The organism is Nonomuraea cavernae (assembly GCF_014646355.1).
GTDB lineage: Bacteria > Actinomycetota > Actinomycetes > Streptosporangiales > Streptosporangiaceae > Nonomuraea > Nonomuraea cavernae.
In genome coordinates this window covers 47,703-67,114 of record NZ_BMNH01000015.1, presented here as the reverse complement: position 1 = coordinate 67,114, position 19,412 = coordinate 47,703, and the positions used below count along the sequence as shown (strand labels likewise).

General features: G+C 72.5%; 15 protein-coding genes. 6 read left to right on the top strand and 9 right to left on the bottom strand.

Translation table 11 applies throughout. The annotated features are described in order from the left end of the window. The first annotated feature begins 24 nt into the window (after positions 1-24). Entirely contained in the window at positions 25-3,951 is a 3,927-nt protein-coding gene (locus IEY82_RS23130) for a S8 family serine peptidase (protein WP_189126295.1), read from the top strand. A 101-nt stretch (positions 3,952-4,052) separates the two neighbouring features. Here the strand turns inward: IEY82_RS23130 and IEY82_RS23125 are convergent, their stop codons facing one another. Genes IEY82_RS23125 through IEY82_RS23095 form a run of 7 tightly spaced genes read right to left on the bottom strand, consistent with a single transcriptional unit; the run spans position 4,053 to position 10,791 of the window. Next, positions 4,053-5,462 carry a hypothetical protein gene (locus tag IEY82_RS23125; RefSeq protein WP_189126294.1) on the bottom strand — a complete coding sequence of 470 codons (1,410 nt, stop codon included), beginning with the start codon at positions 5,460-5,462 and terminating at the stop codon, positions 4,053-4,055. Positions 5,463-5,507: 45 nt separating this feature from the next. Beyond that, the gene (locus IEY82_RS23120; RefSeq protein WP_189126293.1) at positions 5,508-6,194 is read right to left on the bottom strand and encodes a polysaccharide deacetylase family protein; all 687 of its coding nucleotides are present in this window, start codon (positions 6,192-6,194) and stop codon (positions 5,508-5,510) included. Between the two features lie 40 nt (positions 6,195-6,234). Continuing rightward, positions 6,235-7,479 carry an acyl-CoA reductase gene (locus tag IEY82_RS23115; protein ID WP_225263615.1) on the bottom strand — a complete coding sequence of 415 codons (1,245 nt, stop codon included), beginning with the start codon at positions 7,477-7,479 and terminating at the stop codon, positions 6,235-6,237. Then, positions 7,476-8,501: a LuxE/PaaK family acyltransferase gene (locus tag IEY82_RS23110; protein ID WP_189126292.1), complete on the bottom strand. Its 1,026-nt coding sequence runs from the start codon at positions 8,499-8,501 to the stop codon at positions 7,476-7,478. The genes IEY82_RS23115 and IEY82_RS23110 overlap by 4 nt, the downstream gene beginning before the upstream one ends. After that, positions 8,498-9,811, bottom strand: coding sequence for an AMP-binding protein (locus IEY82_RS23105; protein ID WP_225263617.1), 1,314 nt, complete (start codon positions 9,809-9,811; stop codon positions 8,498-8,500). The genes IEY82_RS23110 and IEY82_RS23105 overlap by 4 nt, the downstream gene beginning before the upstream one ends. Before the next feature lies 1 nt (position 9,812). Further along, entirely contained in the window at positions 9,813-10,565 is a 753-nt protein-coding gene (locus IEY82_RS23100; RefSeq protein WP_189126291.1) for an SDR family NAD(P)-dependent oxidoreductase, read from the bottom strand. Beyond that, positions 10,546-10,791: an acyl carrier protein gene (locus IEY82_RS23095; RefSeq protein ID WP_189126290.1), complete on the bottom strand. Its 246-nt coding sequence runs from the start codon at positions 10,789-10,791 to the stop codon at positions 10,546-10,548. Before IEY82_RS23095 ends, IEY82_RS23100 begins: the two co-directional genes overlap by 20 nt. A gap of 366 nt (positions 10,792-11,157) precedes the next feature. On the opposite strand from IEY82_RS23095, the gene IEY82_RS23090 reads away from it, so the two are divergent. Genes IEY82_RS23090 through IEY82_RS23080 form a run of 3 tightly spaced genes read left to right on the top strand, consistent with a single transcriptional unit; the run spans position 11,158 to position 15,270 of the window. Beyond that, positions 11,158-11,787: a hypothetical protein gene (locus IEY82_RS23090; RefSeq protein ID WP_225263619.1), complete on the top strand. Its 630-nt coding sequence runs from the start codon at positions 11,158-11,160 to the stop codon at positions 11,785-11,787. After that, positions 11,784-13,367 (top strand): class I SAM-dependent methyltransferase, encoded by a 1,584-nt coding sequence (locus tag IEY82_RS23085; protein ID WP_189126288.1) that lies wholly within the window; start codon positions 11,784-11,786, stop codon positions 13,365-13,367. Before IEY82_RS23090 ends, IEY82_RS23085 begins: the two co-directional genes overlap by 4 nt. 43 nt (positions 13,368-13,410) lie before the next feature. Next, positions 13,411-15,270, top strand: a complete 1,860-nt coding sequence (locus tag IEY82_RS23080) for a glycosyltransferase family 2 protein (RefSeq protein WP_189126287.1) — start codon at positions 13,411-13,413, stop codon at positions 15,268-15,270. A gap of 47 nt (positions 15,271-15,317) precedes the next feature. Here the strand turns inward: IEY82_RS23080 and IEY82_RS23075 are convergent, their stop codons facing one another. Next, positions 15,318-16,442, bottom strand: coding sequence for a DegT/DnrJ/EryC1/StrS family aminotransferase (locus IEY82_RS23075; RefSeq protein ID WP_189126286.1), 1,125 nt, complete (start codon positions 16,440-16,442; stop codon positions 15,318-15,320). Next, on the bottom strand, positions 16,442-17,425 hold the full coding sequence (pseB, locus tag IEY82_RS23070) for a UDP-N-acetylglucosamine 4,6-dehydratase (inverting) (RefSeq protein ID WP_189126285.1): 984 nt from the start codon (positions 17,423-17,425) through the stop codon (positions 16,442-16,444). The genes IEY82_RS23075 and pseB overlap by 1 nt, the downstream gene beginning before the upstream one ends. A 102-nt stretch (positions 17,426-17,527) precedes the next feature. Between pseB and IEY82_RS23065 the strand changes: the two genes are divergently transcribed. Further along, on the top strand, positions 17,528-18,256 hold the full coding sequence (locus IEY82_RS23065; RefSeq protein ID WP_189126284.1) for a cytidylyltransferase domain-containing protein: 729 nt from the start codon (positions 17,528-17,530) through the stop codon (positions 18,254-18,256). Continuing rightward, positions 18,256-19,335 carry a PseG/SpsG family protein gene (locus IEY82_RS23060; RefSeq protein WP_189126283.1) on the top strand — a complete coding sequence of 360 codons (1,080 nt, stop codon included), beginning with the start codon at positions 18,256-18,258 and terminating at the stop codon, positions 19,333-19,335. The genes IEY82_RS23065 and IEY82_RS23060 overlap by 1 nt, the downstream gene beginning before the upstream one ends. Positions 19,336-19,412: the final 77 nt, after the last annotated feature.

Here is a 19,412-nt window from a genome sequence, read left to right as displayed (position 1 = left end):
TCTGACACCCCCCAGGAGACCCCCATGAAGTTCCCCCCAGGCGCGCGGCGACGATGGCCGGTCGCGGCCGTCGCCGTGATCGCGATGGCCGCGACGGTGGTGCCGGTCCGCTCCGCCGCGGCCCAGGATCAGGACCAGGCCCAGGCCCAGGTCAGGCAGACCTCAGGGCCGATCACGCTCGACGGCGTCAAGCCGGGCAAGCACGAGATCACCCTCATCACGGGTGACAAGGTGACGCTGACCGACGCGGGCGGCGGGCGCTACGGCTTCGAGACCAAGGCCGCCGTCAGGCCCGGCAGGCCGCTGCCCGTCTTCCACGGCCAGGCCACGCCCGACGGCTTCTACGTCTACCCCGACGACGTACTGCCCGCGATCGAGGCGGGGCGCGTCGACCGCGAGTTCTTCGACGTGAAATACCTGGCCGAGCACGGCTACGCGAACGACCGGTCGACCCACACCCCGGTGATCGTGCAGTATCCCGAGACCACGAAGGGCCTCAAGGCCACCGCCGAGGCGCTGCCGGCCAGCTCGGCGACCGGGACTCTCGACAGCATCAACGCCGCCGCGCTGGCCGTGCCGCACCAGGAGAGCGCCACGTTCTGGTCGGCCGTACTGGGCCGGACGGCGGAGGGCAGGACGGCGAGCACCCTCAGCGCGGGGCTGACCAAGGTGTGGCTCGACCGCAAGGTCGCGGCCGACCTCGACCGGACCGTGCCGCTGATCGGCGCGCCGCAGGCGTGGGCCGCCGGATTCGAGGGCACCGGCGTCAAGGTCGCCGTCCTGGACACCGGCATCGACGAGGCCCACCCGGACTTCGCCGGCAAGATCGCCGAAACCCGGTCGTTCGTCCCCGACGTCGAGTCGGTCAAGGACGGCCACGGGCACGGCACGCATGTCGCCTCGATCATCACCGGCAGTGGCGCCGCCTCGGACGGGAAGTACAAGGGCGTCGCACCCGGCGTGAAACTCGTCGTCGGCAAGGTGCTCGACGACACCGGCGGCGGGTACGAGAGCGACGTCATCGAGGGCATGCAGTGGGCCGCCACCAGCGGCTCCAAGATCGTGAGCATGAGTCTGGGCGGTGACGCGACCGACGGCACCGATCCGATGAGCCAGGCGCTCGACAGCCTGACGGCCGACACCGGCACGCTGTTCGTCGTGGCCGCGGGCAACGCGGGCGCGGCCGAGACCGTCGGCGCTCCCGGCGCCGCCCAGGCCGCCCTGACCGTCGCGGCCACTGACAACGATGACAAACTGGCTGATTTCTCCAGCCGTGGCCCCCGGCTCGACGGGGCGCTCAAGCCGGACATCGCGGCTCCCGGTGTCGACGTCGTCGCCGCCCGCGCCGCAGGTACGAGCATGGGCAACCCGGCCGACGACTCCTACACGGCGGCGTCCGGCACGTCGATGGCCACGCCGCACGTCTCCGGAGCCGCGGCGATCCTCGCCCAGCAGCACCCGGACTGGAAGGCCGCCGAGCTGAAGGCCGCGCTGATGAGCACCGCCAAGGACGTGGACGGGACCGTCTACGAGCGCGGAGCCGGCCGGCTGGACCTCGCGAACGCGATCACCCAGCGGGCGTACGCCGCCACCGCGAACCTCGACTACGGCGCGGTGAACGAAGGGAGCGCGCCGATCGGCAAGGAGATCGTGTACGCCAACACGTCCGACCAGCCGGTGACCCTCACCCTGACCCCCAAGCTGGCGACCGTCGCCGGCGCAGCCGTCCCCCAGGGCGTCCTGAGGGTGGACGGGACCCTGACCGTTCCGGCGGGCCAGACGGCCAAGGCCACCGTCACGTTGACCTCGGCCGATCTCGGACTGGGCGCGTACACGGGCGCGGTGACCGCGACCGACGACCACGGTACCCGCCTGACCATCCCCGTCGGCCTGACCCGCGAGCCGCCGAAGGTGACGCTCACCATCCGCACCTTCGACCGCGAAGGGGCGCCCGCGAACCCGCGCATGCTCGGCGTTCTCGACCTCACCGGTGACCGGGGCGATGTCGCCCGCCGAGCACAGTGGGAGTCGCCCGGTGTCTTCCGGGTCCAGGTGCCGCGTGGCTTCTACAGCGTCAGCGCGGCGGTCACCTGGGTGGATCCGTCCTCGTACCTGTCGAACAGCGGCTGGACGCTGGTACCGGAGGTCGAGGTCGCCGAGGACACCGAGGTCACCCTGGACGCGCGCAAGCTCAAGGAGATCGGCTTCAGCACCCCGAAACCGGCCGTCGCGTCCCCGGGCTCCCAGGGGTTCACCTACTTCCAGCACAAGCTCAAGAACGGCACCACCTGGTTCTCCATGACGTCGTCCGCTCCTTTCATCCGGCACTGGATCACTCCCACCAAGAAGGTCACCAAGAGCGAGTTCCTCGTCGCCACCTACTGGGGGCTGGCCCCTCGCGAGGTGACCATGGAGGTACGCGGACGTGACCCGCTCCAACTGCACCCGGAGGTCTATGCGCATGACGGAGACCTGCTCAAGGGCACCCCGCTGGAGTACGTCCCCTTCACCGGTGACCTGACCGCGAACCTGGTCGACGCCGGGGTCGGCAAGCCGGAGAACCTGGCCGGCCTCGACCTGCGCGGCAAGCTGGCGCTCCTCGACGACGACGGCCAGTGTGGCGCACAACTGGACCGCGTCCGGAACATTCGCGAGGCGGGAGCGTCCGGAATCCTGCTGTGGCCGTCGGCGCCGCTCTACTCCTGCGGCGACGGGCCGCACATCCCCGAGCCAGTGTGGCCCGAGTCCTGGGAGAACCCCGCGACCATCGGCATCCCCTACGTGACCGTGTCTCCCGGCGAGGCCCGAGCGCTGATCAAGCGGCTCGCCAAGGGGCCGGTCACCATCGCCGTTCAGGGCAGGCCGCATGCGTCCTACGGCTACCAGCTGGCTCCCGCCGAGAGAGGCCGGGTGCCCGCCACGCCGACCTTCAAGATCACCAACAAGCAGCTCGCGACCATTGACACCCACTACCACTCCGGTGCCCCCACGGACTACCTCGTCGCGTCGTCCTTCATCAGGAAGGGGCAGCTTGGGATTTTCTCCGCGCATTTGCCGGTGATCAACGGACCGGGCAGGCGCGCCGAGTACGTCGGCCCGATCGAACCCGAGACGATCGTCGTCCGCGAGGTGAGCAGCGAGCAGCAGCGCTCGCTCCGCACACTGCACGTGTTCGACAAGCCGGCCCGCCACACCCAGCACTGGAATGCCGGGCCGTTGACACCGGGCGCGACCACCGTGCCCGGCCCGGTCCAGCGGCTGATCGATGAATCTCCGCAGAGCGTCGCCGCCTGCTCGATCTGCCGGCAGGGCGACACCCTGTGGACCAACTACAACGAGATCGGGGCACAGAGCCAGACCGGAATGATCTGGCTCGGTGACACCCGCCTCTACCGGAACGGCGCGGAGATCCCGCTCGACCTCACGAGTGGCCTCCCCGGGTTCACGTTGCCCAAGGAGGCGGGGGACTACCGGCTGACCCTCGACAACCCGAGCACCCGGACGACGGCGGAGTGGACCTTCCGCTCCGAGACGGTCACCAAGAGCGCCACGTTGCCCGGCCAAGACTGCCTGGGCTCGCTGATCGGCGCCCCGGACCCGTGCCGGCCGGAGCCTGTCGTGTTCGTCTCCTACGACCTGTCCGACGACATCGGGCTCGACAACACCGTGCCGGCGGGAAGGCGGCACACCTTCGACGTCAACGTCTACCACTCGCCGGGGACCGCCCGGATGCCCGCCATCGCCGGCCTGAAGCTGTGGATCAGCACCGACGACGGTCAGCGCTGGACCGCCGTCGACGTCCGCCGCGGACGCGGAGGCGACTACACCGCCTCGGCCACGTATCCGCGCCTGGCCGGCACCAAGGGCGCGGTCAGCCTGAAGGCGGAGGCGTGGGACGCGGCCGGCAACCGCGTCAAGCAGACCACGCTCCGCGCCTTCACCCTCCGCTAGGTCGGGGGAGTCCCGTGGCTCTTCAGCAGAGCCACGGGACACCGCCGCCAGGTGTCACGGCGCCCCCGGCAGGTTCTCACCGGCCTGTCGGGGGCGCCGGATCACTCCCTGAGCCGCGCGGGACGGACCAGGCGCCAGGCGGCGGACACCAGCAGCGGCAGGAGCAGCATGCCGACGTAGATGGGCGTGGCCATGTAGCGGAAGTCCTGGGCCGAGATGTTGGCCAGAATCGCCAGCTGCTGCCCGGCGACCACCGCGGCCACGGCCACCACGTAGCGGTTGCGCAGCGCCCACGCCGCCAGCGCGACGGCCACGTACGCCAGGTAGGCCCAGAGCGCGCCCCGCCAGATCAGCGAGTCGTACTCGGTGCTGCCGATCAGCCAGGCTTCGGCCACCCGGTGCAGGTCGGGCGACTTCGGCCGGAGCCGGAAGACCTGCCGCTCGGGATAGTCGGGCACCTTGCCCGGGCCGACGTACGTCTCGGAGGTGGGCCGGAGCGAGAAGTGGTAGGTCTCCCCGCCGACGGCCCACTCGTCCTCAGCCGGCCGCCAGGCGATCTGCCCCCTGCAGAGCCTGGCCTCCACGATCAGACCGGGGTGCTCCAGCAGCAGGCGTTTCCACAGGCTGAGCAGCTCGCCCGCGTGCTTGTCGGCCTGCTGCCAGCTGAAGTCGCGCCGCCAGATCAGCGTGTTGATCGTGTGGCAGGTGCCGCCCTCCCGCCATCTGGACAGTGGCGCGACGGCGGTCATCAACGTCTGGTCCTGGTCGGTGAACACCTCGGGATGGTCGCGGTAGAGGACGGCGACGTCGCCGAACGCCGTGTGGTAGACGTACGTGCTGGACGGGGCGGAGATGCCGGCGTGCGGCAGCACCACGTTGTTCAGCAGCAGGGGCACGGCCGCCGCCGCGGCGCCGACGACCGCCAGCCAGGCCCTCCTGGTCCTGACCACCACGACCAGCACGACGACGGCCACCGCCACGACCAGGAAACCGTTGGCCCTGAACAGGCCGAGAGCGGTCATCAGCCCGCCGAGCGCGACCAGCCGCGGCCCGCTGAGGGTGCGGCCGGCCGCCATCCCCGCGCACACCGCGGCGATCGCGACGGCGCAGAGCGTGAACGGCACATCCTTCCACAGCGCGACCGCGAACGCGCCGACCGGCGGCAGCAAGGGCAGCAGGATCGCCACCGCCGTCGTGGACCGGCGCGGCGCGCCCAGCGCCTTCAGCGCGCCCGCGACATAGGTGAGCACCGCGGCCATGACGGTCGTCTGGAGCAGCGTGACCAGGCCGACGTCGCCGGTCATCCGCATGCTCAGCCACAGCAGCCCGTCGTAGGCCACCGAATGGTCGCTCACCCACGGGCCGGCCATCGTGTGGCTGAGGTACAGCACCGAGTCGCGGCTGAACAGGCCCGGGTAGAAGGCCGCCCACCAGCACGCGAGCACGGCCTGAATGGCGAGGAAGGTCGCGAGCGGCACCCAGCGTGGACGTTTCGCGGTCTCGGTCTGCATGGTTCCATTTCCCGGGCAGCCGGGAAACCCCGGACTCGGCGAGCTCTAGGGGTAGCTGACGCCGGGTCGCAGCCCCTTGGCCCCCTTGGCTCCCGCTAACGCAGGCACGGTGACCAGGTGGTAGCCGCGTTTCTTCAGCTCCTTGACGATCGCCGGCATGGCCTGGACGGTCTGCGGGACCGTGTCGTGCATCAGGATCACGCCGTCACGTCTGGCCAGCCGGAGCACCGCGGCCTTGATCTTCTTGGCGTCACGCAGGCTCCAGTCGAGCGTGGTGCCCGTCCACAGCACCTGCGCGAGGTCCTGCTCGCCGGCGATGCCCAGCACCCGCTCGTCCGTGTGCCCGTACGGCGGGCGGAACATCCGCACCCGCCTGCCCGTCGCGTCCTCGATGACGGTCGAGGCGGCGCGCATCTGGTCGATGATCTCGTAGTCGAGCAGCGGCGGCAGCGACTGGTGGGAGTAGGTGTGGTTGCCGATCGCGTGACCCTCGCGCGCGGCCCTCCTGACAACGGACGGCGACTCCTCGACGTGCTTGCCCGTGACGAAGAAGGTCGCCTTGACCTTCTCCTTCTTCAGCAGGTCGAGCAGGGGGCGGGTGTGCTTGCCCGGGCCGTCGTCGAAGGTCAGCGCCAGGCACTTGACCTTGGAACAGTCGATCTTCGCCTGGACGTCGGCGGCGGGGAGGACGCTCGTCGCCAGTGACAGTGCCAGCAAGCCGTGAACCACCACAGGTGACACCTTAAGCCCAAAACTGGACGGGTGCGCCGGGTCACCCGGTGACGGTGACCAGGCGGGTGAACTCGGCCGGCAGGTCGACACCGTCCCACACCCGGTGGAAGCTGAGCGCGCCGCCGACGGGCACCATGCGGTCGACCCCCCGTCCGGCCAGCGACTCGGCCAGCTCCTCCAGCTCGGCCCGCGCGAAGCCGAAATGCGCCATCGTCTGGTCTCTGCGCCTGACCAGGCCGCTCAGCTCCATCAGGGCGCCGAGCCGGGTGTGCGCGAACGTGCCCGCGCCCAGCCAGCGCCGCGGGGCCGCCTCGGGGCCGGCCAGGACCACGCTGGCCAGGGTGTTGCCGTGGAAGCCGACCGTGTCGGCGGCGCCGTCGGCGGCCAGGCCGTAGGTCGCCACCCGCTTCTCGACCGCCATCGCGGTGTCGACGGTCCAGCCCCGCCGTTTCACCGCCCGCGCCAGGCAGGTGGTGAAATCGGCCCGCGCCGCGTCACAGTCGGCGGCCGAGCCCACCCAGAACACGGTGCGCGGCGACGAGCAGGCGGCCTGGTCGAACCAGTAGGAGTCGCTCGCGAACCCGTCGGCCACCGCCTCACGTGTGCCCGGAGGAGCCTCCAGCCACGCCGCCGCCCGGATGACCGCGAACGACGACCGGTCAGGGAAGGTGAGGTCGCGTGCGTGCGGCGCCAGCGGATGCCGGCGGATCTCCGCCACCGTACGGTCGCCGCCCCAGATCACCCGCAGGTCGCAGGCCGCCGAGAGCGCCGCGGTGACCACGTCGGAACGGTCGTAGGTGACGATGCGCTGCGTCGCCGCCACCACCGGGTCGGCCCCGGCGAGCGTCTCCTGGAGGGTCCGCACGATCGTCGAGGCCACGGCCCCGGCGCGCGGCGAGAGCCGTACGACGTTGCGGTTGCCCATCAGGGCGGACAGCGCCCACGAGTAGACGAAGACGGTGTCGACGTTGGCCGGCGGGATGTGCAGGATCAGGCCGCGTGGCACCCGCAGGTGCTCGCCACGCAGCCCGTCGACGGTGCGCGCCAGCTCGCCCGGCCGCAGGAAGAAGCCGAGCGAGGCCAGCTCGGGATGGCGACGCGCCGACTCGGGGGTCAGCAGCCGTCGCCCGAACGCCGCCAGGAAGTCACGCATCCGCCCATCCCCGGCCCGCAACGTCCCACCCGAGAGCATCGCGCCGGAGGAGAGCTCGTCGAGCAGTGCCTCGACCGTCACGGGTCGCGCCGTGGGAAACAGCACCTCGACCAGTGCCGCGGCGGGTGTCACGCGGGCACCGCCGTGTCGCTGCAGCCGCGGACCTCGGCACGGGGCAGCCGCCCGAGGACGGAGAAGCGCTTGCCCGGCCACACGCCGTCGTCGATGCCGTGTACGACGCCGAGATCCTCGGTCAGCAGGACGTGCCCCGGATAGGAGGTGGGCAACGTGCTGACCACCTCGACCACCCCGGGCACGCCCGGCGGAGCCTCCTCCCACGTCTCCGGGTCACGGATCAGCACGTTGGCGAAGTCGGGGCAGTAGAGGCCGCCGCCGTCAGGGCCTTCGAGGAAGACCGTGCCGATCTGCTCGACCATCCCGTAGAAGTCGTGGACGCGGGTCAGCCCGCACTCGCGGCGGAGCGCGCCGCGGAACACGGCGGCGTCCACCGCCTGGTCGGCCAGTCGTTTCCAGCCGCCGGAGTGGATCAGGATCCCCCGCGACAGGTCGAGGCCCAGCTCGCGCAGGTGCAGCCAGACCATGAAGGTGAACCCGAAGATCAGAAAGCGCCCGCCGCCGTGCCGCGCGAGGAAGGCGCGCACCGCCGCGGAGTCGACCTCGCCGCCCTCGTCGAGGACGAACGTGTAGTGCCTGCCGAGGTTCATCATGCCGAGCACGCCCGCTCCCCGGGCGCTGAGGGCCGGACCGCGCACCGCCGCGCGGCTGTCGACGATCAGCATGGGCAGCCGCTGCTCGCCGAGCACGGTCCTGAGCGTCGCGGCCAGCATGCGCGGCTGGGCCGCCGCCGCCTCCCGGTCGAGGTGGATCCGGCTGGGCGCCTGCCCGGTGGTGCCGCTGGAGGTCAGCACCCGGAACACCCGCTCTCGCGGCACGCTGCGCAGCTCGTGGGTCTTGAACAGACGCACCGGCAGCCACGGCAGGTCGGCCACCCGCGCGTAGGGGGGCTCCGACCCGATCGCGGCTAAGATCCGCGCGTAGGGCGGGCAGGCGTCGCGGTGCCGGACGGTCAGCGCGGCCAGCCGTGGCAGCAGGAACGCCTCCCGCTCGGCCTCCGTCAGGGTGAAGACCGTCACGCGCGGGCCTCCAGCGCGCGGTAGTCGACCTTGCCCGTGGCGAGCATCGGCAGCCGGTCGACCGCGCGCACGTCGAAGCCGCTCCAGTGCAGCCGCAGCTCCACGCCCAGCCGCCGGGCGAGCCGGCCGCACCCGTCGCGGTCGAGCCCCTCGGCCCAGACGGTGACCCGGTCGTCGCCACTGGTCACCGCGATCGGGCCGCAGTCGCGCAGCAGCCCCTCGACGTCGTCGAGGTTGACCCGCACGCCGAAGATCTTGGCGATGCGCCTGGCCCGGCCGGTCAGGAAGAGGAAGCCCTCGTCGTCGAGGTGGCCCAGGTCTCCGGTGCGCAGCACGCCGCCCAGGTCGTCGCCCCGGGCCAGGTCGGCCGCGGTCTCGGCGTAGCCCATCATCACGTTGGGGCCGTGGTAGACGATCTCGCCGCCGTCGACGGCCAGCCGCCCGCCGGGCAGGGCCAGGCCCGCCGAGCCAGGCTTGTCGGGCAGTCGCTCGGGCGGCAGGACGGCGATGCGGGCGGTGGCCTCGGTCTGGCCGTACATCACGAAGAAGCGCTCGGCGACGGCGGCGAACCGGGTCACCAGCTCGGGTCGCAGCCGCCCGCCCGCCTGGGTGAGCGTGGTGAGGCTGGGATGCTCGGCCGGGTCGAAGCGGAGCCGGCGCAGCATCTCGTACTGGTAGGGGACGCCCGCGAGCGAGGTGCAGCGGTGGCCGTCGAGATGGGTCCAGAACGAGCGCTCCAGCAGGCCCGCGTCGGTGAGCACCACGGTCGCGCCCGCGGCGAGATGGCTGTTGAGCACCGACAGCCCGTAGCTGTAGTGCAGGGGCAGGCTGGTCGGCGCGACGTCGCCGGGGCCGATGGCCAGGGCGTCGGCGATGGCGCGGGCGTTGGCCAGCACGGCCGCCCGCGACAGCCGGACGAGCTTGGGGTTGCCGGTCGAGCCCGACGTGGCGAGCAGCACGGCCAGCTCGGGATGCGGCTCGGCGTCGGGGCGCCGGCCGCGCGGCGAGCCCTCGACGGCGTGCGCGAAGCCGGTCAGCCCAGCGGGCCTGAACCGTGCGATCAGCTCGGTCAGCGCGCCGGCCGAGAGGTCGGGGTCGAGCAGCGCGACCGGCCGGCCGGCCCGCCACGCGGCCAGGTAGCGCACCACGGACGCCAGGTCGTTGCGCATCCCGCAGAACAGCGGGCCGGGCGGCAGCCGGGTCAGGACCTGGGCGGTGCGCTCGATCCGGGTGGTCAGCGCGTCGCCGGCGAGCGCGTCGGGCTCGCCGGCGACGACCAGCCGGGCTTCGGGATGCGGGAAGTCGGCCACCTCAGAGCACCAGCCCGCCGTCCACGCCGATGACCTGGCCGGTGATGAAGCCGGCGTGGCCGGAGAGCAGGAAAGCCACGGTGGCGGCCACGTCGTCGGAGCTGCCCAGGCGGCCGAGCGGGGTCGCGGCGACCGTCGCGGCGCGGGCCCGGTCGTCGAGGGTGGCCAGCATGCCGGTCTCGATGTAGCCCGGGGCCACCGCGTTGACCCGGATGCCCGCCGGCCCCAGCTCCCGGGCGGCGGCCATGGCCAGACCGAGCAGGGACGCCTTCGTCGCGGAGTAGACCGCCTGACCGGGCGCTCCCCGGTGGCCCATGACCGACGAGATCAGGACCACGGCCGGGCTCATGCCCCGGCGCAGCAGCCGGACCGCCGCCTGCAGGGTGTGCGCGGCGCCCATCGCGTTGGTCTCGAACAGTCTGACCACCGCGGCGCTGGACATCATGCCGAGCAGCCCGGCCTCGTGCACCCCGGCGTTGATCACCAGTGCGTCGAGGCGCTCGTGTCGTCTGCGGACCTCGCGCATCATCGCGGACACCGCGTCGGGGTCGGCCACGTCGCCGTGGACGGAACCGGCCCGCCCGCCGGTCTCGGCGGCGATCTCGGCCGCGGCCTTCGCCGCGCGCTCCTGGTCGCGCCCGTGGACGACGACCTCGTGCCCGGCCTTCGCCAGCCTGACGGCCACGGCCCGCCCGATGCCCGAGGTCGAACCGGTGACCAGGGCCACGCGCGGGTCAGAGCGCGGCGCTGACACCGTGCTTCTCCAGCAGCCGGGCCGCGTGCGCGAACGAACTCATGTCGATCATCTCGTCCGTGTCGATCATCACGGCGAACTCGTCCTCCATCGCGGCGACCAGCGCCATGTGGGCGAGCGAGTCCCACTGCGGGATCGCCCGGTATTCGAGGCCGTCGACGTCGGTGCCCTCTGGAAGGCTCAGCGCGGCGCGGAAGACGTCGCGCAGCCGGTCGAGATGACTCATGATGACTCACTCTCTGTGGTCGTGCCGGAACGTAGTGTAGCCCTGATCGCGCACGGCTCAAACCCGGAACCGTCGCGGGTAATGGAACCGTATAAACGCCTCTGGCGCGGTGGCCGGGCTGCGAATCTCGGACGCGGCACGCCGGTCACTTCAGGGGGAATGATGGACAAGTCCAATCACTGGTACGGGCATTCCCGAATACTCGGTAGATACTGCGGCCTGGCGGACGACACGCCCAAGCGAATCCAGGGATTCCTGCAACACGGCTGGAACTACCTTCACGGATTTCCGCCCGACGACCACTGGTGCAGCCCCGGATATCCCCGGTTCGTCTGGTCTGACGTGCTCCGACGCCGCGGTTGGTCGATGGGGCGCAGGGGCCACTACGTCATCGGGGCCCCCTGGGTCTACCTCCTCCAGTTGGAGCCCGATCTCGGCAGGGTGCCGGAACGGAAAGGGACGATCTGGTACCCGTTCCACGGCTGGGAGAAAAGCTCGGTCCGCGGTGACCACGCCCGGCTCGCCGCCGAGATCCGCGAGGTGGAGACCGGCCCTGTGACCGTCTGTCTTTACTGGCTCGAATTCGCCAACCCGGCCATTCGGCAGGCGTACGAATCGATGGGTTTCCGGGTGGTCTGTCACGGCGAGCGCGGCTCGCGCTGGGACCGCAAGGGGCGCGGGTTCCTGCGCAGGCAGCTCATCGAGCTGCGCAGGCACCGCCGGGTGGCCTCCAACCGGCTCGGCAGCGCGCTGTTCTACGGCGTCTCGGTCGGCTGCGACGTCGCCGTCTACGGCGATCCCATGCAGTACGAGGACGAACGGCCCGAGTACGGCGGCACGGCCCGGCGGCGGCGCCTGTGGCCGGAGCTGCACGGAGTGCACGTCGATCGCGCCCTGGCCGCCGAGACCGCGCGGAGCGAGCTGGGTTTCGACCACCAGGCGACACCGGAGGAGCTACGGCGCATGTTCGGCTGGAAGCGGGTGCGATCCGCATGAACGAGGCACCCCAGAACGTCCGGTTGATCGGTGGCGAGATGCTGCTGTGGTCGGACGCCGACGACCCCGTCGACTGGCGCGGAGCCGGACTGGAGCTGGTCAGGCGGCTGCTCCCCGCCGAGGGCCGGGTGCTGCTGGTGGGCCCGCATCCGCAGGCGCTCGTCGACGCGGTCGCGGCCAGGGCGGCGTCGGTCGCGGTGCTGGTGCGCTCCTATCCCGACGCGTGCGCGCTCGGCGAGCGTCACCCCGCGCTGACCGTGCACTGCGGCAGGCTGCGGGCGCTCACCGTCGAGGAGCCGTACGACCTGGTCCTGGCGCTCGACGGTCTCCAGCGCACCAGCTCGGCCGAGGAACCCGCGCCCGCCTGGCGGGCCTCGCTCGACGCGCTGGCCGCTCTCGTGGCGCCGGGCGGGCGGCTGGTCCTGGCCGTGGCCAACGACCTCGGCATCGACCGGTTCGTCGAGGCCCGGCCCCCCGACCGGGAGGGCGGCGACGGCCAGTGGGAGCCGCACGGCTTCGACCCGAGCCACCCGCGCGGCTCCGGCCCGCTCGACCGGGCGCTGAAGGCGTCCGGGCTGGCCGTCGACCGCTGCTACGCCGCCTACCCCGGACGCCGCGCCCCGCGCGCGCTGCTCGGGCGCGAGCTGCTGGAGCGTAACCTGCCGGAGGCCCTGACGGTCCCGCTCAGCGCGCGCGGCGGCGACACGATGCGCGTCGCCGATCCGCTGCGGCTGTCGCGGCTCGCCTTCCGGCACGGGCTCGGCGAGCAACTGGCCCCGGCGTGGGTGGCGGTCGCCACCAGGCCGGGCGACGCCGGCGACGTCGAGCTGCCGCCCGGCCTCATCGAGGTGGGCCGGGCCGTGCACGAGATCACGCCGGAGGCCATCAGGCGGCTGCCGGGCGGCGCCGCCCGCCCGATCCCGCGTGGCCGGGTCGTGGAGGAGCTGCTGGTCGAGGCCTGCGCCCGCGAGGACGTACGCGCCGTGCGCGAGCTGCTCGCCAAGCTGGCCGACTGGGTCACCGACGGCGGCGACGCCACGGTCGACAACCTCGTGTGGGACGGCGAGCACTTCGCCGCCGTCATCCCGGTGCCCGCTCCGGCCACCACGCCGGTCGCCCGGGTGGTGCTCTGCCGGATCCTGTGGAGGTTCGCGGTCCGGCTGCTGGCGGCGGGCCACCACCACCCGTGGCCGTGGCCGCTGGCGGCCGACCAGCTGACCCTGACGCTGTGCGGCATGGCCGGGAAGCCGTGCGACCAGGCCGACCTCGACCTGGCCAGGAAGCTCGACGCCGAGCTGGGGCAGCCGGCCGAGGTGCCCGACGCGTCGCCCACCTACCGCGACCTGCTCGGCGCCCGCGACCGCCTGGCCGAGCAGCTCACCGCCGCTCTGGCCCGGGTCGCCCGCCTGGAGACCAAGCTCACCTACCGCGAGCGCGAGCTGGTGCGCGCCCGGGCCAAGGTGCGCAGGAGCCAGCGGAAGGTGGCCGCCTACCGCAGAACGCTCGGATATCGCCTCTCCCGCCGCCTCGTCCAGCCGCGGAAAGTGGCCCGCAGGGTCAAGCGCATGCTGTCTCGCTGAGGAAGCTCGCTGAAGGAAAGCTCGCTGAGGAAAGAAGGCTCTCGTGCCGGTTCTTTCGGTGATCGTCCCGTTCCACGACGTGGAGAAGTATCTCGGAACCTGCCTCGACTCGATCGGGGCGCAGACCTTCCGGGACCTGGAGGTGATCTGTGTCGACGACGGCAGCCACGACGGCGGCGCGGCGGTGGTGGAGGCCGCGATGGCGGCCGACGAGCGGGTGCGGCTGATCCGGCAGGCCAACCACGGCGCCGGGCACGCCCGCAACACCGGGGTGCGCCACGCGACCGGCCGCTACCTCGCCTTCGTCGACGGCGACGACACGGTGCCGCCCACCGCCTTCCAACGGCTGCTGTCGTCGCTCGAGTCCACGGGCTCCGACCTGGCCTGCGGAAACGTCATGCGGCTGCACCGCAACCTGCTCGTGCCGTCCTGGGCGCACCGCAAGGCGTTCGCCGAGCCGCTGAAACGCACCCACATCACCAGCCATCCGCTGCTGATCCGCGACCGCATGGTCTGGAACAAGGTCTACCGGCGTTCCTTCTGGGACGACCTCGGGCTGAGCTTCCCCGAGCGCAGGTACGAGGACCAGCCGGTCTCCGTCGCCGCCCACGTGGGAGCCGCCGCCGTCGACGTGCTCAAGAGCGTCGTCTACCACTGGCGGCAGCGCGACGAGGAGAACGCCTCGATCACCCAGTGCCGCCTGGAGCCGGGCAACCTCCACGACCGCCTGCTGTCGGTGCTGCAGACGGCCGAACTGCTCGCCGAGCGGGCGCCCGAGCTGAAGCCGTACTTCGACCGCGACACGCTGGTCATCGACCTGACCGTCGCGGTGGAGGCCGTGGCCGCCGTGGGCGACCAGGCCGACCCCGCGCTGGTCGAGCTCGCCGTCCGCTACCTCGACGGCGTCGCGCCGGAGGAGTGGCTGGGAGTCCCGTACGCGCACCGGCTCCTCGTGCACCTGCTGCACCGGCGGCGACTGGACGACCTCGCGTTCCTGTTCGCGCAGGAACGCGACGAGCGCCTGTGGCCGCGCCTGTGCCGCCCCGGCTTCGGCCGCAGGCGGTGGTACGGCCGGCATCCGGCGATGCCCGAGCACCTGTCGGACGTCACCGACGAGCTGGAGCTGGTGACCCGGCTGACCACCCTGGAGTGGCGCGACGGCGTCCTGTACGGCCAGGGGGTGCTGTCGGCCGGCCGGTTCGACGGCAGGGACCTGCGCCGGACCGCCGTCCGCGTGTGGCTGGAGGAGCGCGGCACCGGGGAGACCGTGCCGCTCCCCGGCCGGGCAGGCAGGCGCGGCGTCCCCTGGGAGAGAGGCGGTTTCCCCTTCGGGTTCGCGTTCGACCCGGCCGCGCTGACCACGGCGCAGCTCACCCGCAGGGGGCAGTGGGACCTGCGAGCCGAGCTGCGGGCGACCGGGCTGCGGCTGGCCGGACGGGTCGCCACGCCTCGCGGGCTGCCGCTCGCGCCGCCGGCCCCGGCGCGCCGGGGCAACACCTGGCTGGTTCCCGTCCGCAACCGCAGGGGGGTGTGGGGGTTGCGGCTGTGCCGGGCCCAGGCGGTCATCGGCGAGTGCCGGGTCGACGGCGACGACCTGGTCCTGTCGGGGGAGCTGGCCGATCTCGGCGACGGCGAACCGGTGCTGCGGCTGGTGCGCAGGAGCGACGGGGAGGAGATGTACTTTCCGCTGGTCATGGCCGGGCACCGCTTCCGGGCCCGGGTTCCGCTGCGGGACGTCGACGAGTCCGTGGGCCAGGAGTCGAGGTGGGAGGTGGTCATCGACCAGGGCCGGGAGATCAGGCCGCTGGTGCGCACCCGGGAGCGGCCGATGGCGACCGTCGCCGACCGGCGCTTCGAGGTGGACCGGGGCGGCGACGGCTGCCTGGTGCTGGCCGAACTCTGAGCCGGGGCGGCGACGGCTGGCCGGTGCCGGCCGAGCTCTGAGCCGGGTCAGCGCAGGACGGCGGCCAGGTGGTCGGCCACCCGGTCCTGCTGGGCGTCGGTGAGGTCGGGGAAGAGTGGCAGCGAGAGCTGCTCGGCGTAGTAGGCCTCGGCCTCGGGGCAGAGCCCGCGCTGGTAGCCGAGGTCCTCGAACACCGGATGCCAGTAGGCGGGCACGTAGTTGACCTGCACCCCGATGCCGGCCGCGCGCATCCGCTGGTAGACCTCGCGCCTGCGGCCGTCGTGGATCCGTATCGGATAGAGGTGCCAGCTCGGGTCGGTGTAGGACCGCCGCGCCGGAAGCGTCAGACCGGGCAGGCCGCCGAGCAGCGCATGGTAGCGGGCGACCAGCTCGGCCCGCCGGGCCCGGAAGGCCCCGAGCCGCCGCAGCTGGCTGAGACCGAGCGCGCAGAGCACGTCGGGCAGCCGGTAGTTGAGCCCGAACTCGTGGACCTCCTGGTGCCAGCCGCCGTGCTCGGGGTCGCGCTGCTCGGCGGGCTCCCTGACCAGCCCGTGGTTGCGGAAGCGGGAGGCCCGCGCGAACCGCTCGGGGTCGGCCACCGCGACCGCGCCGCCCTCGGCCGTGGTCACGGTCTTGGTCGGGAAGAAGGAGAAGGTGGTGAGATCGGCCAGCCGCCCCACCGGGCGGTCCCGGTAGGTCGAGCCGAGGGAGTGGGCCGCGTCGCCGATCAGTGTCGCGCCGGCCCGCCCGGCGACCTCGCGCAGCTCGTCGTAGTCGGCCGGATGGCCGGCGTAGTCGACCGCGGTGATCGCGCGGGTGCGGCCGGTCACCGCCGCCGAGGCGGCGCCGGGGTCGAGGTTGCCCGTGTCGGGCTGTACGTCGGCGAAGACCACGCGGGCCCCGCGCAGGACGGCGGTGGAGGCGGTCGCCACGAACGTCAACGGCGAGGTGATCACCTCGTCACCCGGCCCGACCCCGGTGGCCGTGTAGGCGACGTGCAGGGCGGCGGTGCCCGAGGTGACGGCCAGGCAGGGCACCCCGCCCGTCCAGCGGGTCAGCTCGGCCTCGAACCGGCCGACCGCAGGACCTGTGGTCAGCCAGTCGCCGCGCAGCACCTCGGCGACCGCCTCGACGTCGTCCTCGGTGATCGAGTGGCGTCCGTAGGGCAGCATCAGACGCCGGCCGCCACGATGGCGCGTAGGTCGTCGACCGACAGCCACCGGTCGTTGGTGTCGGAGCGGTAGCAGAAGCCCTCGGGCAGCTGCTCGGCGTGCTGCGGCGGCTGGTAGCCCCAGGTGGCGATCGTCGGCTGGACGATGTAGCGGTCGGCCAGCCGGAGCGCCCGGCGGCCGTCGTCGGGGCCGATCATCTCCTCGTGCAGCTTCTCGCCCGGCCTGATGCCGATCTCGTAGACCGGGCTCCGCGGGGCCACCGCCTCGGCCAGGTCGGTGATCCGCATGCTGGGGATGCGCGGCACGTACAGCTCGCCGCCCCGCATCAGCTCGAAGGACTCGACGACGAACCGTACGGCCTGGTCGAGCGTGATCCAGAACCTGGTCATCCGCTTGTCGGTGATCGGCAGGCTGCCGCCCTCCTCGGCCAGCCGCCGGAAGAACGGCACCACCGAGCCCCGGCTGCCGACCACGTTGCCGTAGCGCACCACGGCGAACCGGGTGACGTGGCCGGCGGCGTAGTGGTTGGCCGACACGAACAGCTTGTCGGCGACCAGCTTCGTGGCGCCGTAGAGGTTGACCGGGCCGGAGGCCTTGTCGGTGGAGAGCGCGACGACCCTGCTCACCCCGCTGTCGATCGCCGCCTCCACCACGTTCTGTGAGCCCGACACGTTGGTGCGGACGTACTCGAACGGGTTGTACTCGGCGGTGTCGACCTGTTTGAGGGCGGCGGCGTGGACCACGTGGTCGACACCGTGCATGGCCCGGGTCAGCCGGTCGCGGTCCCTGACGTCGCCGATGAACCAGCGCAGCCGCCGGTCGTCGCCGAACAGCTGGCGGGCCTCCCACTGCTTCAGCTCGTCGCGCGAGAACACCACCAGCCGGCGCAGGTCGAGGGAGTCGAGGGCGTGCCGGATGAACGCCTTGCCGAAGGACCCCGTGCCTCCGGTGATCAGAACCGACGATCCACTGAGAATGCTCACGTGGCCCCCTGATGGCGTTTACGCGCTGTAGTCGTCCGGGTCGGCCGGTAGCATAGCGCGGTCTGCTGGCCACGCACGGTCACATGGGGGATTGGGGCTTCGGTGCGGATTGTCGGAATCATCCAGGCGCGGATGGGATCCACGCGGCTGCCGGGCAAGGTGCTGCGCGATCTCCACGGCCGTTCGGTGCTGGGCTGGGTGGTGCGCGCCGTACGCCAGGCGGGCGCCGTCGACGACCTGGTGGTGGCGACCACGACCGAGCCGGCCGACGACGCGATCGTGGCGCGGTGCCGCACCCTCGGCGTCCGGTGGCACCGGGGCCCGGTCGACGACGTCCTCACCAGGTACGTCCAGGCGCTCGCCGCCTGCCCCGGTGACGCGGTGATGCGGATCACGGCCGACTGCCCGCTGCTCGACCCCGAGGTGATCCGCGAGACCGCGCTGGTCTACCGGGCGGTTCCCGGCCTCGACTACCTGAGCACCGGCCTGGCCCGCACGCTGCCGCGCGGTCTCGACGTCGAGATCGTCGGCCTGCCCGCGCTGCGCCGGGCCGACCGGGAGGCCACCGGACACCACCGCGCGCACGTCACCTCCTACGTCTACACCCATCCGGGCGGCGCGCGGCTGCTCGGCCTCGCCCACGCCCCGGCCGCGGCCGACCTGCGGGTCACGCTCGACACCGAGGACGACTGGCGGCTCATCTCGCGCGTCGTCGCCGAGTTCGGCGACCGGTGCGTGCCGTTCGCCACGCTGACCGGCTTCCTGCGCGACCGGCCGGAGATCCGCCTGCTCAACGCGCACGTCGAGCAGAAGGCGTTGCAGGAGGCTTGATGAGCGGGATCGGCATCCGCTGCGACGCGGGCGTGCAGAGCGGGCTCGGTCATCTGGTGCGCTGCGTCGCGCTGGCCGAGGAGCTGTGCGCCCGCGGGATGGACGTGTGCTTCCTCGGCAACCTGGCCGGCTCCCCGTGGGCGCGCACCCAGCTGCTCGAACGCGGGCTCCCGCTGGTCCCGGCTCCCGACCGGCCCGACCGGCTCGCCGGGCTGGTGCGCGACCTGGGGCTCGGCGCGGTCGTGCTCGACTCGTACGAGCTGGCTCCCGGCACCGGCGCGGCGATCAGGGCGACCGGCGCGGCGGTGCTCGCCATCGTCGACGGAGACCCCCTCGGCCAGGAGGCCGATCTCTACCTCGACCAGAACCTCGGCGCCGAGCTGCGCGCCTTCCCGATGGCCGGTGAGCGGCTGGCGGGCGCCCGCTACGTCCTGCTCCGCGACAGCGTCCGCGAAGTCCGCGAAGTCCGCGAAGTCCGCGAAGTCCGCGAAGTCCGCGAAGTCCGCGAACCCGCCGGAGACCTGTCCGCCGGAGGCAGGGGCGGTTTCGGCCAGGTGATACGGCCAAGCGCTGAGCACGGCCGGCGCGGTCTGGGCTCCGGTGTGCCGCGGGTGCTGTGCTGTTTCGGCGGCACCGACAGCGCGGGCGTGGCGCCGGCCTGGACGCGGGCGCTGCTCGACACCGGGCTGCCGTTCTCCGCCACGGTGATCACGCCCAGGAAGTTCCGGATCGACGGGCCCGTCACCGTCATCCCGCCCACCGACCGGCTGCCCCAGCTGATGGCCGAGGCCGATCTGGTGGTCTCGGCGGCCGGTTCGACCGTCTGGGAGCTGCTCTACCTGGGCGTGCCGACGGCGCTGACCTGGGTCGCGGCCAACCAGCTGGTCGGCTACGAGCCGCTGGTGCGCGACGGCATCGCCGCCGGGCTCGGCCCCGAGGCCGACCCGGCCGCCACCGAGACGCTGGCCCGCCTGCTCGCCGACGCCGGGCTGTGCGAGAAGTACGGCAGGCGGGGCAGCGGCCTGATCGACGGCAGAGGCCGGGAACGCGTCGCCGACGCCCTGCTCACGCTCCTCTGACTCCTCTAACAGGTCGCACGCTGACGGTCGCAGTCCGCGCGTCGACGGTCGCGCGTCGACAGATCTGTCCGGCGAGG

Coding starts and splice junctions, on each gene's coding strand:
- IEY82_RS23130 (WP_189126295.1), top strand. CDS start 25: ATGAAGTTCCCCCCAGGCGCGCGGCGACGATGGCCGGTCGCGGCCGTC.
- IEY82_RS23125 (WP_189126294.1), bottom strand. CDS start 5,462: ATGCAGACCGAGACCGCGAAACGTCCACGCTGGGTGCCGCTCGCGACC.
- IEY82_RS23095 (WP_189126290.1), bottom strand. CDS start 10,791: ATGAGTCATCTCGACCGGCTGCGCGACGTCTTCCGCGCCGCGCTGAGC.
- IEY82_RS23090 (WP_225263619.1), top strand. CDS start 11,158: ATGGGGCGCAGGGGCCACTACGTCATCGGGGCCCCCTGGGTCTACCTC.
- IEY82_RS23085 (WP_189126288.1), top strand. CDS start 11,784: ATGAACGAGGCACCCCAGAACGTCCGGTTGATCGGTGGCGAGATGCTG.
- IEY82_RS23075 (WP_189126286.1), bottom strand. CDS start 16,442: ATGCTGCCCTACGGACGCCACTCGATCACCGAGGACGACGTCGAGGCG.
- IEY82_RS23060 (WP_189126283.1), top strand. CDS start 18,256: ATGAGCGGGATCGGCATCCGCTGCGACGCGGGCGTGCAGAGCGGGCTC.